The following is a 15,131-nucleotide window of genomic DNA, read 5'->3' as shown; positions in this document are numbered from 1 at the left end:
AATCGGACAGCAACCCGTATCAGGCGAAGGTCTTCGAGACGTCTTCGGTCTCGTCGGACTCGGCTTGCACCTTCTCCCAGGCGTTGCGGAAGTCCTCCATCCGGATCTCGGTGCGATCGTCGCGGATGGCGAACATGCCGGCCTCGGTACAGACGGCCTTGATGTCGGCACCGGAGGCGTCCTCGGCGTCGGCCGCTAGCTCGGCGAACTCGACGTCGTCGGAGACGTTCATCCCGCGGGTGTGGATCTCGAAGATGATCTCGCGGCCCTCGGTGTTCGGTTTCGGGACCTCGATCAGGCGGTCGAACCGGCCGGGCCGGAGGATGGCGCGGTCGAGCATGTCGAAGCGGTTGGTCGCGGCGATGATCCGGATCTCGCCCCGCTCCTCGAAGCCGTCCATCTCCGAGAGTAGTTGCATCATCGTCCGCTGGACCTCGGCGTCGCCGGAGGTCTTCGACTCCGTTCGCTTGGCGGCGATGGCGTCGATCTCGTCGATGAAGATAACTGCGGGCTCGTGTTCGCGGGCGACGTCGAAGAGATCACGGACCAGCTTCGCGCCTTCGCCGATGAACTTGTGGACCAGCTCCGAGCCGGCCATCTTGATGAAGGTGGCGTCGGTCTGGTTGGCGACGGCCTTCGCGAGCATCGTCTTGCCCGTTCCCGGCGGCCCGTAGAGGAGAACGCCGCTGGGTGGGTCGATGCCCACGTCGTCGAACATCTCGGGCTTCTCGAGGGGCATCTCGACGGTCTCCCGGACCTCCTGCATCTGCTCCTCGAGGCCGCCGATGTCCTCGTAGCTGACCTCCGGGCTCTCGGTGACTTCCATCACGCGGGCGCGGACGTCGGTCTCGTTCGAGAGCGGCTTGACGATAGACAGCGAGTTGTTGACCGCGACCCGGGCGTCGGGTTCGAGGTCGTCGCGCATCTCGTCGGTGACCTCGGTCAGGGCCTCCTGGTTGTTCCCGTGCTGTTTGATGATGACGCCCTCGTCCGTGACTTCCTGGACGGTAGCGACGAACAGCGGGGACTGCTTGAGCTTCTTGTTCTCGTGTGTGAGCCGCTCGAGTTTCTGCTGGTACTTGTTGTTCTCGGCGTTGGCATCGAGGAGCTTGTCCCGCATCTCCTCGTTTTGTGTCTCGAGGATCTCCAGCCGTTCCTCGAGCGCCTGGATTTTCTCCTGTTGGGACGCCTCGTCCTCGTCGTATGGGAGGTCGACGTCGTCCACGGTGTCGCTCATCACCCGTCTTTTGGGTGCTGGTTCTTAAGAGACTTCGGGTAGGTGTACTCAACTCGTGCCATAACTGATAGGCATTAAATGCGATAGAAAATATTATTATCCCGTATCCGAAATGGAGGGGTAAGATGAGTGCTTCAGAGCCGCTTCGACAGGAGACCAGCGAGCGCGGAACGTGGGACGACGTCCGGGATCTGCCCCCGAGCGCGAAACTCGTCGCGAAGGTCCTCGAGTACAACGACACGATGACCCAGCAACAGCTCGCCGACGAGACGCTGTTGCCCTCGCGGACGGTTCGGTACGCCCTGAACCGGCTCGACGAGGCGAACGTCATCGACTCGCGATTCTCGTTTTCCGACGCTCGCAAGCGCCTGTACAGCCTCGACATTCAGTCGTAACGGTCCGACCCTTCCTCGAGCGATTCTACTCGGCTCCGTTTTTCGGATCGGTCGCGATCCTCGTGCAGTGAGCAGTGGGGCGTTCGTCGTCCCGCGTGACCTGTCGACCTCACTTTCACTTCGGTTACAGAACCCATTTAGGGTCGGCTCGCCAACGACTGGCCAATGACGCGGGTTATCCATACGGGCGATACCCACATCGGGTACCAGCAGTACAACTCGCCCGAGCGACGACGGGACTTCCTCGAGGCCTTCCGCTCGGTCGTCGAGGACGCCGTCGCCGACGACGTCGACGCGGTGATCCACGCCGGCGACCTCTTTCACGACCGCCGGCCGAGCCTCGTCGATCTGCAGGGCACCGTCGATATCCTCCGGACGCTCTCGGACGCCGGGATTCCCTTTCTGGCCGTCGTCGGCAACCACGAGTCGAAACGCGACGCCCAGTGGCTCGATCTCTTCGCCGACCTCGGCCTCGCGACGCGGCTCGGTGCCGAGCCGGTCGTCGTCGACGACGTCGCCGTCTACGGGCTGGACTTCGTCCCCCGGTCCCGGCGCGAGGACCTCGAGTACCAGTTCGACCCCGTCCCCGCGGGGGCCGACCACGCCGCCCTCGTGAGCCACGGCCTCTTCGAACCCTTCGCGCACGCGGACTGGGACACCGAGACCGTCCTCGACGAGTCGACGGTCGACTTCGACGCCGTCCTGCTGGGTGACAACCACACGCCCGACACCGCCGAGGTCCGTGACACCTGGGTCACCTACTGCGGGTCGACCGAGCGGGCGAGCGCCAGCGAGCGCGCGGACCGGGGCTACAACCTCGTGGACTTCGACGACGCGGTCGCGATCAGCCGCCGCGGCCTGCCCGACACCCGCGAGTTCGTCTTCGTCGACGTAGACCTCGCCGAGGGCGAGGGCGTCGACCGCGTCCAGGAGCGGGTCCGTCAGCACGATCTCGCGGACGCGGTCGTCATCGTTACCGTCGAGGGCGAGGGCCGGCCGATCACGCCCGCCGCGATCGAGGAGCTCGCGATCGACCGCGGGGCCCTGGTCGCCCGGGTCAACGACCGCCGGGAACTACCCGACGAGGACGAGGACGTTTCGGTGAGTTTCGCCGACCCCGACGCCGCCGTCCGCGAACGGGTGCGCGAACTGGGGCTGAGCGACGCCGCCCGCGAGATCGACGAGACCGTTCGGACCGACGACCTCGCCGACGCGAACGTCCGCGAGCGCGTCGAACGCCGGGTCCGGGACCTGCTCGAGGAGGATGCGTCGGCGCTCGAGCCCGCGCCCGACCGGGAACCCGCGGACGACGACGTGACGACGGTCGCCGACGAACTCGGGGCCGAGGGGGGCGACTCGAGCGAGGCCGAACCGGACGGTGACGGCGGGACGACCACCGACGAATCCGAGGGCGACGCCGAGGACGCAGTCGACGCTGACGCCGACGCCGCCTCGCTGGGTGATTTCGCGTGAAGGCCGATCGCGTCCGCCTGCTGAACTTCAAGTGCTACGGCGACGCCGACCTGACACTCGAGCGCGGCGTCACCGTCGTCCACGGCGTCAACGGCAGCGGGAAATCGACGTTGCTCGAGGCCGTCTTCTTCGCGCTCTACGGCTCGAAGGCCCTGGACGATCGCACCTTAGACGACGTGATCACGACCGGCGAGGAGGAGGCCGAAGTCGAACTCTGGTTCACCCACGACGGTCGCGAATACCGCGTCGAACGCCGACTCAAACTGCGCGGCGACCGCGCGACCACGACGAAGTGCGTCCTCGAGACGCCGACGGAGACGATCGAGGGGGCCCGCGACGTGCGCCGCGAGGTCACGGAACTCCTGCGGATGGACGCCGAGGCGTTCGTCAACTGCGCGTACGTCCGCCAGGGCGAGGTCAACAAGCTCATCCACGCCTCGCCGAGCGATCGCCAGGACATGATCGACGACCTCCTCCAACTGGGCGCGCTCGAGGACTACCGCGAACGGGCCAGCGAGGCCCGACTCGGCGTCAAGACGGTGCTTGACGGTCAGCGGGAGGTCCTCGAGGACCTCGAAACGCAGGTCGCGGAGAAGGAATCACGGGACCTCCACGACCGGTTGAACGACCTCGAATCGCGCCGGGCCGAACTCACCGAGGAGATCGACAACTACGAGACCCAGCGCGAGCAGGCCGCGGAAACCCTAGAGACCGCCAGGGAGGTCCTCGAGCGCCACGAGGAGACCCGCGAGGAGATCGCGGCCCTCGAGAGCGAACTCGAGGAGCTACGGGCGAAGATCGAAGAGACCGAGCGCGACCGCGAGGACGCCAGCGACGAGATCGGCGAGCGTCGGGAGCGCCGCGATGCGCTGGCCGACGAGCGCGCGGCCCTGCTCGCGGACGTCGACCTCGAGGCGGCCGACCCGGACGAGGCCGATGTCCGGGACCGCATCGCGGACCTCGAGGCACGAGACGAGGTCCTCGGGGACGAACTGCAGGAGGTGACGGTGGCGATCGAGACCGGGACCGAAGAAGTCGAACGCCTCCGCGAGGCGGCCGACGACCTCGAGGCCGAGGCCGAGTCGGCCCGGGATGAGGCGGCCGAACTCGCCGAGCGGATCGAGGCCGACGAGGAGGCGATCGCGGACCGCGAGGCGAAACTCGACGCTCTCGCCGACGATCTAGAGGCCGCCCGCGACCGGTTCGACGACGCCCCGATCGCGTTCGGCGAGGCCGAGGCCCACCTCGCCGACCTCGAGGCCGACCGCGAGGAACTGACCGCGGCAATCAACGACGTCACCGCCGATATCCGGGCCGCGGAAAACGCAATCGAGGAGAGCGAACGGCTGCTCGAAGAGGGCAAGTGCCCCGAGTGCGGCCAGCCCGTCGAGGACTCGCCCCACGTCGACGTCCTCGAGGACAAACGGACGGAACTCGCCGACCTCGAGGACAGGCGCGAGGAACTCACGGCCGAACGCGACGCCCTCGACGAGCGACTCGAGCGCGCGGAAACGCTGTGCGAGGCCGAACGGGAGGTCGAGCGACTCGAGGACAACCGCGAGAACGTCTCGCAGTTGCTCGCGGAGAAACGCGAGGCGCTTGCGGACCGACGCGACCAGCGCGACGCGCTGTGTGAGGAGGCCGACGACCTCGCGGCCGAGGCCGAGGAAAAGCGGGCCGCCGCCGAGGAGCGCGAGGCCGAGGTCGCCGACGCGCGGAGCGCACTCGGCGAGCTAAACGCCGAACGCGGCGAGATCACGGCGGAGATCGAGACGCTCGAGCGCGCCGCCGAAATCGCGGACGAGCGGGCCGCCCTCGCCGACGAGATCGAACGGCTGCGCGAGCGTCGGCAGGACTGGGCCGAGATGAACGAGGAGCGCCGTGAGACCCTCTCGGAAAAGCGCGAGCGAAAGCGCGAACTGGAGTCCGAGTTCGACGAGGACCGCGTCGAAACGGCCCGGGAAGACGAGGAGAATGCCGCGGCCTACATCGAACGGGTCGACGAGAAACTCACGGACCTCGAGGCCGACCGCGACGCGGTTCAGGGACAGATCGGCGGCGTCGAAGAAAAACTCGAGGAACTCGACCGGCTGCGCGGGCGCCTCGAGACCGTCGAGGAACGGTGCGAGCACCTCGAATCGCTGTACGACGAGGCCGAGACGCTCCAGACCACCTACGGCGAGTTACGCGCGGAGTTGCGCCAGCGCAACGTCGAGACCTTAGAGCGGTTGCTCAACGAGACCTTCGAGCTGGTCTACCAGAACGACTCCTACGCCGCGATCGATCTGGACGGCGACTACCGACTGACCGTCTATCAGAAGGACGGCGAGGCCTTAGAGCCCGAACAGCTCTCGGGCGGCGAACGGGCGCTGTTCAACCTCAGCCTGCGGTGTGCGATCTACCGGCTACTCGCTGAGGGCGTCGAGGGGGCGGCACCGATGCCGCCACTGATCCTCGACGAGCCGACGGTCTTTCTCGACTCGGGCCACGTGACGCAACTGGTCTCGCTGATCGAGTCGATGCGCAACGACTTCGGCGTCGAACAGATCGTCGTCGTCAGCCACGACGAGGAACTGGTCGGCGCGGCCGACTCGCTGGTCCGCGTCGAGAAAGACGCCACGTCGAACCGCTCGCGACTCCAGCGCGGCGAGCCGCCCGAGTCGGAACTGCTCGCATCGGACTGACGACGCCTCGGGACGTCGCTCAGTCCGCGTCGGTCGTCGAGTCGACGGTCGGTCTGATCGCCTCGAGTGCCGTCTCGCAGTCTTCGGTCACTCGATACCCGCGCTCTCCTGCGATCTCGGCCTCCTCGAGCAGGCCGGCAGCCGAGAGGACCGTCAGGCGGCCGTGCAGATCGCTCTCACAGAAGTCGTAGGCGTCGAGCAGGGTCCGGACCCCGAGCGGCCCCCGCTCGGCGAGTTCGACGAGGAGGCCGAGCGTCTCCGCGTCGTGAACGCTCGTCAGGAGGGTCAGAACGGGGTCCGGGACGCTCCGAGCCGCCGTCTCGAGGGCCGTTTGGTCGACGGCCTCGAGGCGGTCGTTTCGGATGTAACACTCGTTGCCGGTTTCTGGATCGCGGACCAGACTCGCGTCCTCGGAGCGTTTGCGAAGCAGGTACCGCTTTCCGGTGTCGTCCTCGACTGTGTTCATGAAGGCTCGTCTCGGTTCGGTGACTGCTCTTGGGCCACCGATCCTGAAGTAGTTTCGGCCCCGTCGTCGGATTCCGGTCGCGGTTCGGCGTCGGGATCGTCCGCTTGGAACCGTCTGTACCGTCGCACGGCGAACCCGAACAACACGACGCCGGCGACTACCAGCGCGGGCACGCGGGTCGAGTACCCTTCGAACAGGAGAATCAACAGACCCAGTGAGACGGCCAAGACGGCGGCGTTGAGAACCAATACGAGTGCCCAGAAGGTCTGGAGGAGGTCGGCCGGCACGTCCGCGTCGTTCACCTCGACTTCCGGCGATTCGATCGCGCTCGAGAGGTCGTCGAGATCGCCCGGACCGTCGTCTCCCGACACCTGTGGGATGGTCAACCCGTCGCTGTCGGGGTCGTAGTACTCCTCTTCGGGGTCCCACTCGTCGGGCTCGTTCTCGGTCCGGTCAAAGACCACAGGCGGATCGTCGGGCACTGGAAGGAAAAACGTTCTCTTCGCGGCCGGTTCATACGGTCCGTCGTAAGTCAGTTCCGGTGCAACCGCAAGGGGGTCGCGGTTACGCCGGGGAACTCGTTACAACAGACCGTATCAGGCCAGTTCCTCGAGGGTGAGCGTCCGGGAGGTTTCCACCCAGGCGAGCGGGTTCTCGGCGTCATAGAAGACGACGCCGTCCTCGGTCTCGTAGGACTCGATGGTCGCGGTCCCCGCCGGCTGGCTACTCGGTTCGCGCCGGTCCGTCGCGTCGTCGTTTAGGTAGGTGGACACATCGATCACCTGAACATATGCTAAGTGTTACCACGTTATATGTCTTGTTGCCTCCGCAAGTGTTCTCCCGAACGTCGTCTCGCTGTCCGGGCAGGACTGCGCCCTGCGTGTGACTACTTACTGCGGCCGACCGCTTCCGAACGACCCGCCCGCGAGCCCCTCGCGGGCGGGGATTGCAGGGGTTTTTATCCGGCGACTGCCAACCGGGGTACCATGACTGAGGCGGGCCAGACCGGACTCGCGGAGTTCGGCGGTGACTCCGAGGCAGCCGACGACCGGCCGGAGGAAGAGGCCGTCGCCGTCGCCGGCAACGGCGGACGCGACGCCGCGGAGGTGATCGACGTCGTCGAGGAAACCCTCCCCGAACCCGAGGGCGAACTCGAACTCGCCGTGATGCAGGTCGACTACACCATCGTCGGCTACGGCGACGAGGAACGACCCATCATGCACGTGTTCGGGCGCACGCCCGACGGCGAGCTCGAACACGTCCAGATCGTCGGGTTCAAACCCTACTTCTACGCGCCGACGGAGAGCCTCGAGCGACCGCCGGAAGAGGAGTACGACCGACTGACCGGCAGCCGCGAGGACGACCACGACGGCGAGCCCTACGAGAGCATCCGGGGGGAGAGACTCACCAAAATTTTCGGCCAGACCCCCCGCGACGTCGGGCAGGTCCGCGACGACTTCGAACACTACGAAGCCGACATCCTGTTCCCGAACCGCTTTCTGATCGACAAGGACCTCCGCAGCGGAATGCGGGTGCCCGAGCGACGGGCCGAGGACGACTCGCTGGTCGTCCCCCACGACGAGGTCGAACCGGTCGACGTCGACGCCGACCCCCGCGTCAACACCTTCGACATCGAGGTCGACGATCGGTCGGGCTTTCCCGAGGACGGCGAGGAGCCGATCGTCTGTCTCACCAGCCACGACTCCTATCGCGACGAGTACGTCATGTGGCTCTACGAGGCCCCGATCGGCGACGGCGAGATTCCGACCGAGATCGACGACTACGATCCGATCGAGGGAGAGATCGACCACGAAGTACGGAGCTTCGAGGAAGAGGAGGCCATGCTCGAGGCCTTTATCGAGTACGTCGACGAGACCGATCCCGACGTCCTCACGGGGTGGAACTTCGAGGACTTTGACGCTCCCTATTTGCTCGATCGCCTCGAGGAACTCGACGGTCCCCACCACGAGTACGACCTCTCGATCGACCGCCTCTCGCGGGTCGACGAGGTCTGGCGCAGCAACTGGGGCGGCCCGGACATCAAGGGTCGCGTCGTCTTCGACCTGCTCTATGGCTACCAGCGGATGGTCTTCTCCGAACTGGACTCGTACCGGCTCGACGCCGTCGGGGAGGAAGAACTCGGCGTCGGCAAGGAACGGTACGCCGGCGACATCGGCGACCTCTGGGAGGGCGACCCCACGCAGCTACTCGAGTACAACCTCCGGGACGTCGAACTCTGTGTGGAACTCGACCGCCAGCAGGAGATCATCCCCTTCTGGGACGAGGTGCGCTCGTTCGTCGGCTGCAAACTCGAGGACGCTCCGACGCCGGGCGACGCGGTCGACATGTACGTCCTCCACGAGGCCCACGGCCGTTTCGCCCTGCCCTCGAAGGGCCAGCAGGAGGCCGGCGAGGAGTACGAGGGCGGCGCGGTGTTCGAGCCGATCACGGGCGTCAAGGAAAACGTCACCGTGCTGGACCTGAAGTCGCTGTACCCGATGTGTATGACGACGATCAACGCCTCCCCCGAGACGAAAGTCGACCCCGACGAGTACGACGGGGAGACCTACGAGGCGCCGACGGGGACCCACTTCCGGAAGGAACCCGACGGCGTCAACCGCGAGATGATCACGGAACTGCTCGCCGAGCGCGAGGAGAAAAAGGAACTACGAGACCAGCACGAACCCGGCTCGCCGGAATACGAGCAGTACGACCGCCAGCAGGGCGCGGTGAAGGTCATCATGAACTCGCTTTACGGAGTGTCGGGATGGGAACAGTTTCGCCTCTACGACAAAGAAGCGGCATCCGCGATCACGGCTACTGGCCGCGAAGTCATCGAGTTCACGGACACGGCCGCAAACGAACTCGATTATCAAGTTACGTATGGGGATACCGACTCAGTCATGCTCGAGCTGGGTCCCGACGTTCCGAAAGCGGACGCGCTCGAGGACTCCTTCCGCATCGAGGAGTACATCAACGGTCGCTACGACGACTTCGCGAAAGACGACCTGAACGCCGAGGAACACCGGTTCCAGATCGAGTTCGAGAAGCTCTACCGGCGGTTCTTCCAGGCGGGCAAGAAGAAACGCTACGCGGGCCACATCACCTGGAAGGAGGGCAAAGACGTCGACGACGTCGACATCGTCGGCTTCGAGTACCAGCGGTCCGATATCGCGCCGATCACCAAGGAGGTCCAGCACCGCGTCATCGAGATGATCGTCCGCGAGGGCGACATCGAGGGCGCCAAGGAGTACGTCAACGGCGTCATCGAGGACGTGCTGGCGGGCGAGATCTCCCTCGAGGAGATCGCCATCCCCGGCGGGATCGGGAAGCGACTCGACAACTACGACACCGACACGGCCCAGGTGCGGGGCGCGAAGTACGCCAACCTCCTGCTCGGCACCAACTTCCAGCGGGGCAGCAAGCCCAAGCGACTCTACCTCGAGCGGGTCGATCCCTCGTTCTTCGAGCGACTCGAGGAGAAAGAAGGGTTCGACGCCCGCACCGACCCGCTCTACGGCGCGTTCAAGCGCGACCCCGACGTGATCTGTTTCGAGTACGAGGACCAGATCCCCGACGAGTTCGAGGTCGACTACGAGAAGATGCTCGAGAAGACCCTGCAGGGGCCGATCGAGCGCATCCTCGAGGCGCTCGACGTCTCCTGGGACGAAGTCAAAAGCGGGCAGGAGCAGAAAGGCCTGGACTCCTTTATGTAGCGCGCGGATCGTCTCGAGCCCGTTCGTCGCTTCCGTTCGCTACTGTTCCGACGAGTTACACCGCCGTCTTCGGGGTCGAAACGGCCCCTCGAGCCGGTCTCGTGGCCCACCGATCCCACCGGCGATCGGGGGTCGTCCGGCGGTATTTCTCCACCTACCCAAAGGCTGGTTTTGGAATGGGGAACATATTTTGCTAATGACGGACCGTATCCAATTGGATACGAAACCGTTATCAGTCATACGACCCACCGTTCGAGTGACAGAGTACTATGGCACGTCTCGAACTATCCAACCTGCACGCGGAAGTAGCGGAGGGCGACGAGCAGATTCTCGAGGGGGTCGACCTCGAGGTCCAGTCGGGCGAGATCCACGCCCTGATGGGCCCGAACGGCTCCGGGAAGTCGACGACCGCGAAGGTCATCGCCGGACACCCCGCCTACGAGGTCACCGAGGGCGAGGTTCTCCTCCACCTCGAGGACGACGAGTTCGGCGAGGACATCGAGATCGACGAGGACCAGCGCACCTGGAACCTGCTCGACCTCGAGCCCAACGAGCGTGCCGCGCTCGGTATCTTCCTCGGCTTCCAGTATCCGGCCGAGATCGAGGGCGTCACGATGACGAACTTCCTCCGAACGGCGCTGAACGCCAAGATCGAGGAGCGCGAGGAACTCTTCGAGGACGAGGAAGACGAAGCCGAGGAGGAAGACGACGGCTTCGAATCGTCGCCGATGGAAGGTCCCGCGGACGAGGGCGAGGTCGGCGTCGCCGAGTTTCAGGGGATCCTCCAGGAGAAGATGGAGCAGTTGGATATGGACGAGAAGTTCGCCCAGCGCTATCTCAACGCCGGCTTCTCCGGCGGCGAGAAGAAGCAAAACGAAGTGCTACAGGCCGCCATCCTCGAGCCCTCGGTCGCCGTCCTCGACGAGATCGACTCCGGGCTCGACATCGACCGCCTGCAGGACGTCTCCAGCGGGATCAACGCCCTGCGGGACGAGCAGGGCACCGGCATCCTGCAGATCACCCACTACCAGCGCATCCTCGACTACGTCGAGCCGGATCACGTCCACGTGATGCTCGACGGCCAGATCGCCAAGAGCGGCGGTCCCGAACTCGCCGAGAAACTCGAGGACAAGGGGTACGACTGGGTCCGAGAGGACGTCTACGGCACTGCGTAACCGGATTCGACTAGAACAACCGTAATAACGCTACAGCCGTAAACACAACTACAAACCAATGAGTTCCGATCAAGACCACCTACAAGAGACAGACACCGAGGCCCGGTTCGAGTTCAAGAAAGAGGAGAACGCCGCGGTCAAATCCGACAAGGGCCTGACCGAGGAGATCATCCGGATGATCTCCGAGGACAAAGACGAGCCCGACTGGATGCTCGAGCGCCGCCTGCGCGCCCTCGAGCAGTACCAGAACATGCCGATGCCCTCGGGCTGGCCCGGCATGCCCGACCTCTCCGAACTGGACGTCGAAGAGATCATTCCCTACATCCGCCCTGACGTCGACAAGCGCGAAGGCGTCGACGACTGGACGGAACTGCCCGACGAGATCAAAGACACCTTCGACAAGCTGGGCATTCCGGAAGCCGAGAAGAACGCCCTCTCGGGCGTCGGTGCCCAGTACGAGTCCGAGGTCGTCTACCAGAACATGCAAGAACAGTGGGAGGAAAAGGGTGTGATCTTCTGTAACATGGACAAGGCCGTCCAGGAACACCCCGAACTCGTCAAGGAACACTTCATGACGACCTGCGTGCCGCCGAGCGACAACAAGTTCGCGGCGCTTCACGGGGCCGTCTGGTCCGGCGGGTCGTTCGTCTACGTTCCCGAGGGCGTCACCGTCGAGATGCCCGTCCAGGCCTACTTCCGGATGAACTCGGAAGGGATGGGCCAGTTCGAGCACACCCTCATCATCGCCGAGGAGGGCTCGGAGGTCCACTACATCGAGGGCTGTTCCGCGCCGAAGTACGGCACCCACAACCTCCACAGCGGGGGAGTGGAAGTCTTCGTCGGCGAGGACGCCCACGTCCAGTACTCGACGGTCCAGAACTGGTCGAAGAACACGTTCAACCTCAACACCAAGCGCGCCATCTGCGAGGCAAACGGCACGATGGAGTGGGTCTCGGGCAGCATGGGATCGAAAGCGACCATGCTCTACCCGTGTACGATCCTCAAGGGTCGCGGCTCGACGGACACCCACATCACCATCGCCTTCGCGGGCGAGGGTCAGGACATCGACACCGGCGCGAAGGTCTACCACAACGCGCCCGACACGAGTTCGACCATCGAGTCCAAGTCGATCTCCAAGGACGGCGGCCGCACCAACTACCGCGGTCTCGTCCACATCGCCGACGGCGCCGAGAACTCCTCGACCGCCGTCGAGTGTGACGCCCTGATGTTCGACAACGAGTCCACCTCGGACACCATGCCCTACATGGAGATCGAGGAGTCGAAGGTCGACGTCGCCCACGAGGCGACCGTCGGCAAGATCGGTGACGAGGACATCTTCTACCTCCAGTCCCGCGGACTGGACGACGACGACGCCAAGAAGATGATCGTCGCCGGCTTCATCGAGCCGATCACGGAGGAACTGCCGATCGAGTACGCGGTCGAACTCAACCGCCTCATCGAACTCGAGATGGAGGGAAGCCTCGGATAATATGAGCGCAGGAACACAGGTACACGCCAATCTGACGGAAGAACAGGTACGCGAGATCAGCGACGGACTCGACGAGCCCGACTGGCTCCTCGAGACTCGACTCGAGGCTCTCGCGGCCCTCGAAGACCTCGAGATGCCCGACGTCATCCGGACGCCGGGACGGGACTGGACGAACCTCCACGAACTGGACTTCGAGTCCCTGGTGGACCCGCTGAACGCGGCCGAGAACAAAGACCAGGTCGGTCCCGAGGACGCCGAGGTCCTGCCCTGGAGCGAGGCCGTCGCCGACCACGAGGACCTCCTACAGGAGCACTTCGGCAGTATCGTCGATCCCCAGGAGAACTACCTGACGGCGCTCTCGACGGCGCTTTTCAGCACCGGAACCGTCATCTACGTCCCCGAGGGCGTCGACGCCGAGGACGTCACCGTCCGGACCGAGCAGAACTCCCGCTCGCTGTTCAACTACACGCTCGTCATCACCGAGGAGTCCTCGTCGGTCACGATCCTCGAGCGCCAGTCGACCGGCGAAGAGGCTGCAGAGCAGTACTACAGCGGGGTCGTCGAAGTCGCCGCCGGCGAGAACAGCTACGTCCAGTACGGCAGCCTCCAGAACCTCTCGGAGGACGCCTACAACTTCACCGTCAAGCGCGGCGTCGCCGACACCTACGCTACCATCGACTGGATCGAGGGCAACCTCGGGACCCAGTTGACGAAGACGGAGGTCTCGACGACGCTCAGCGGCGACAGCTCCGAGACCCAGATCGTCGGTGCCTTCTACGGCCACAACGACCAGCACTTCGACCTCGACGCGAAGGTCTGGCACCGCGCCGAACACACGACGGCCGACCTCGTGACCCGGGGCATCACCGACGACGTCGCCCGCTCGGTCTACGAGGGCGTCCAGGACGTCGGCGCGGACGCGTGGGACACCAGCTCCTACCAGCGTGAAAACACGCTGATGCTGTCCGACGAGAGCGAGGCCGACGCCTCCCCGAAGCTGATCATCAACAACCACGACACCGAGGCCAGCCACTCGGCGACGGTCGGCCAGATCGACGCGGAGGACCTGTTCTACATGACCTCCCGCGGTGTCGACCCCCGATCGGCCCGGAACATGCTCGTCGAGGGCTTCTTCGTGCCCGTCTTGGAGGAAATCGACGTCGACGAACTCCGCGATGACCTCGAAGAACTGATCGGCACTCGTCTTCGCGAGCGAGAGTAGCGAGGTTCTCGGTAGAGAACCTCGAACGAACGGTGCGCCACGCGCTCCGTGAGTAAGCGAGCGAGTGAACGGCTCGTGGGATCTCTGATCCCACGGTGGCTCCGCCAGCGGAACTGATCGTCCTCGCCGCCGATCGACCGTCGCTTTTTCGCGGTTTCGACGCCCGCGCTCCGAGACGACTAAGTAACCGCGGCTCCCTTGTCGTGATATGAGTCTGGGACAGCGTGTCTCGAGCGACCACCAGCTGACCCGATTGTTACAGATCGGGGTCGTGCTGGAGGAACTCGTCGAGTCACGCGCCGCCCACCACATCGAGTCGCTCCCGCCCGACGAGCGGGCGACGGTCGACGAGGCGGTGGAAGAGTTGCTCGCGGAGGCCGCCACGGAGTCGGCCGAACACCGCGAGCGGCTCGAGGCGCTGATCGACGATCTCGAGGCCGAGACGGTCGGATACGAGGAGATAAACGCCTTGGTCGACGCCCAGTACGGACCGCCGGAGGACACGGACGGCGTCCTCTACGACCAGCTCGCGAACGAGGAGACGGCTTACAAGTTCTACGACGACCTGATCGAGGCGATCGAGGCCTCCGAGTCGGAGTTCGCCGTCGACCGCGAGCGGCTCCTCGAGACGCTGTACAGCATTCGCGAGGAGGAGAGGGAGGGTGTCGAGGAAGTGACCGCGATCATGGAGCAACGAGCATGATCGGGGCGATCGTCACCGCAACCGCGGCGTCAGGAGCCGCCGCGGAGACGGAGTCGTCGCCCGCGACGCGTATCGATGCCCGGCCGCAGTCGTGCCGGCGAGGAACCGACGTGTCACGCACCGACGGAGGGACGGCATGAACACTGCAGATCAATACCTCAAGGCGATCTATCTGGCCCAGCGACTCGAGGACGGCCCCGCATCGACCGGCACGCTCGCGGACCTGCTCGAGGTGAGCCCGGCCAGCGTCAACGAGATGATCGGCAAGCTCGAGGACCGCGAACTGGTCGACCACGAGAAGTACAAGGGCGCGAGTCTGACCGACGAGGGGCTCGAACGCGCCCACGACGCCCTCCAGACCTACTGTATCATCGAGCGATTCCTCGCGAACGTCCTCGAGGTCGAGGAGTTCAGGGACGAGGCTCGTGCTCTCGAGAGCGTCATCGACGACACCGTCGCCGAGCGGCTCGATACGATCATCGATCGGCCCGACCAGTGTCCCGACTGTTTCGACGCCGAGGCGGACTGCTGTGAGTTGCTCGAACTCGAGGCCGGCGGCCACGCCGACTGA

At 65.0% G+C, this 15,131-nt stretch carries 13 protein-coding genes; 9 read left to right on the top strand and 4 right to left on the bottom strand.

Features of this window, described 5'->3' with window-relative positions; all coding sequences use genetic code 11:
• Positions 1-19: 19 nt before the first annotated feature.
• Positions 20-1,237: a proteasome-activating nucleotidase Pan1 gene (pan1, locus tag A6E15_RS11165; protein WP_076146234.1), complete on the bottom strand. Its 1,218-nt coding sequence runs from the start codon at positions 1,235-1,237 to the stop codon at positions 20-22.
• A 125-nt stretch (positions 1,238-1,362) separates the two neighbouring features.
• Here pan1 and A6E15_RS11160 point away from each other — a divergent pair, with 125 nt between their 5' ends.
• The 3 genes from A6E15_RS11160 to rad50 all read left to right on the top strand — a co-directional run bounded on the left by A6E15_RS11160 (position 1,363) and on the right by rad50 (position 5,789).
• Positions 1,363-1,632: a MarR family transcriptional regulator gene (locus tag A6E15_RS11160; RefSeq protein ID WP_076146232.1), complete on the top strand. Its 270-nt coding sequence runs from the start codon at positions 1,363-1,365 to the stop codon at positions 1,630-1,632.
• A gap of 165 nt (positions 1,633-1,797) precedes the next feature.
• The gene (gene mre11, locus A6E15_RS11155; RefSeq protein WP_076146230.1) at positions 1,798-3,105 is read left to right on the top strand and encodes a DNA double-strand break repair protein Mre11; all 1,308 of its coding nucleotides are present in this window, start codon (positions 1,798-1,800) and stop codon (positions 3,103-3,105) included.
• Positions 3,102-5,789 carry a DNA double-strand break repair ATPase Rad50 gene (gene rad50 / locus A6E15_RS11150; protein ID WP_076146229.1) on the top strand — a complete coding sequence of 896 codons (2,688 nt, stop codon included), beginning with the start codon at positions 3,102-3,104 and terminating at the stop codon, positions 5,787-5,789. Before mre11 ends, rad50 begins: the two co-directional genes overlap by 4 nt.
• Before the next feature lie 19 nt (positions 5,790-5,808).
• Here the strand turns inward: rad50 and A6E15_RS11145 are convergent, their stop codons facing one another.
• The 3 genes from A6E15_RS11145 to A6E15_RS11135 form a co-directional block, all read right to left on the bottom strand.
• Positions 5,809-6,255, bottom strand: coding sequence for a DUF7346 family protein (locus A6E15_RS11145; protein WP_076146227.1), 447 nt, complete (start codon positions 6,253-6,255; stop codon positions 5,809-5,811).
• Positions 6,252-6,719 (bottom strand): DUF7322 domain-containing protein, encoded by a 468-nt coding sequence (locus A6E15_RS11140; protein ID WP_175607245.1) that lies wholly within the window; start codon positions 6,717-6,719, stop codon positions 6,252-6,254. Before A6E15_RS11140 ends, A6E15_RS11145 begins: the two co-directional genes overlap by 4 nt.
• 132 nt (positions 6,720-6,851) lie before the next feature.
• On the bottom strand, positions 6,852-7,037 hold the full coding sequence (locus tag A6E15_RS11135; protein WP_006649160.1) for a DUF7331 family protein: 186 nt from the start codon (positions 7,035-7,037) through the stop codon (positions 6,852-6,854).
• 204 nt (positions 7,038-7,241) lie between these two features.
• On the opposite strand from A6E15_RS11135, the gene A6E15_RS11130 reads away from it, so the two are divergent.
• From A6E15_RS11130 to A6E15_RS11105, 6 genes are all read left to right on the top strand, one after another.
• Complete coding sequence (locus A6E15_RS11130; RefSeq protein WP_076146223.1) at positions 7,242-9,971, top strand: DNA-directed DNA polymerase; 2,730 nt, start codon at positions 7,242-7,244, stop codon at positions 9,969-9,971.
• 269 nt (positions 9,972-10,240) lie between these two features.
• Positions 10,241-11,146 carry an ABC transporter ATP-binding protein gene (locus tag A6E15_RS11125; RefSeq protein ID WP_076146222.1) on the top strand — a complete coding sequence of 302 codons (906 nt, stop codon included), beginning with the start codon at positions 10,241-10,243 and terminating at the stop codon, positions 11,144-11,146.
• A 58-nt stretch (positions 11,147-11,204) separates the two neighbouring features.
• Positions 11,205-12,635 (top strand): Fe-S cluster assembly protein SufB, encoded by a 1,431-nt coding sequence (sufB, locus tag A6E15_RS11120; protein WP_076146220.1) that lies wholly within the window; start codon positions 11,205-11,207, stop codon positions 12,633-12,635.
• Position 12,636: 1 nt separating this feature from the next.
• Positions 12,637-13,857, top strand: a complete 1,221-nt coding sequence (sufD, locus tag A6E15_RS11115; RefSeq protein WP_076146218.1) for a Fe-S cluster assembly protein SufD — start codon at positions 12,637-12,639, stop codon at positions 13,855-13,857.
• Between the two features lie 208 nt (positions 13,858-14,065).
• Entirely contained in the window at positions 14,066-14,560 is a 495-nt protein-coding gene (locus A6E15_RS11110) for a rubrerythrin (protein ID WP_076146216.1), read from the top strand.
• 136 nt (positions 14,561-14,696) lie between these two features.
• Positions 14,697-15,131 carry a metal-dependent transcriptional regulator gene (locus A6E15_RS11105; protein ID WP_066302585.1) on the top strand — a complete coding sequence of 145 codons (435 nt, stop codon included), beginning with the start codon at positions 14,697-14,699 and terminating at the stop codon, positions 15,129-15,131.

It is taken from the genome of Natrinema saccharevitans (assembly GCF_001953745.1).
Lineage (GTDB): Archaea > Halobacteriota > Halobacteria > Halobacteriales > Natrialbaceae > Natrinema > Natrinema saccharevitans.
The sequence above is the reverse complement of the archived record's forward strand: the minus strand, read 5'-3'. Positions and strand labels throughout refer to the sequence as shown.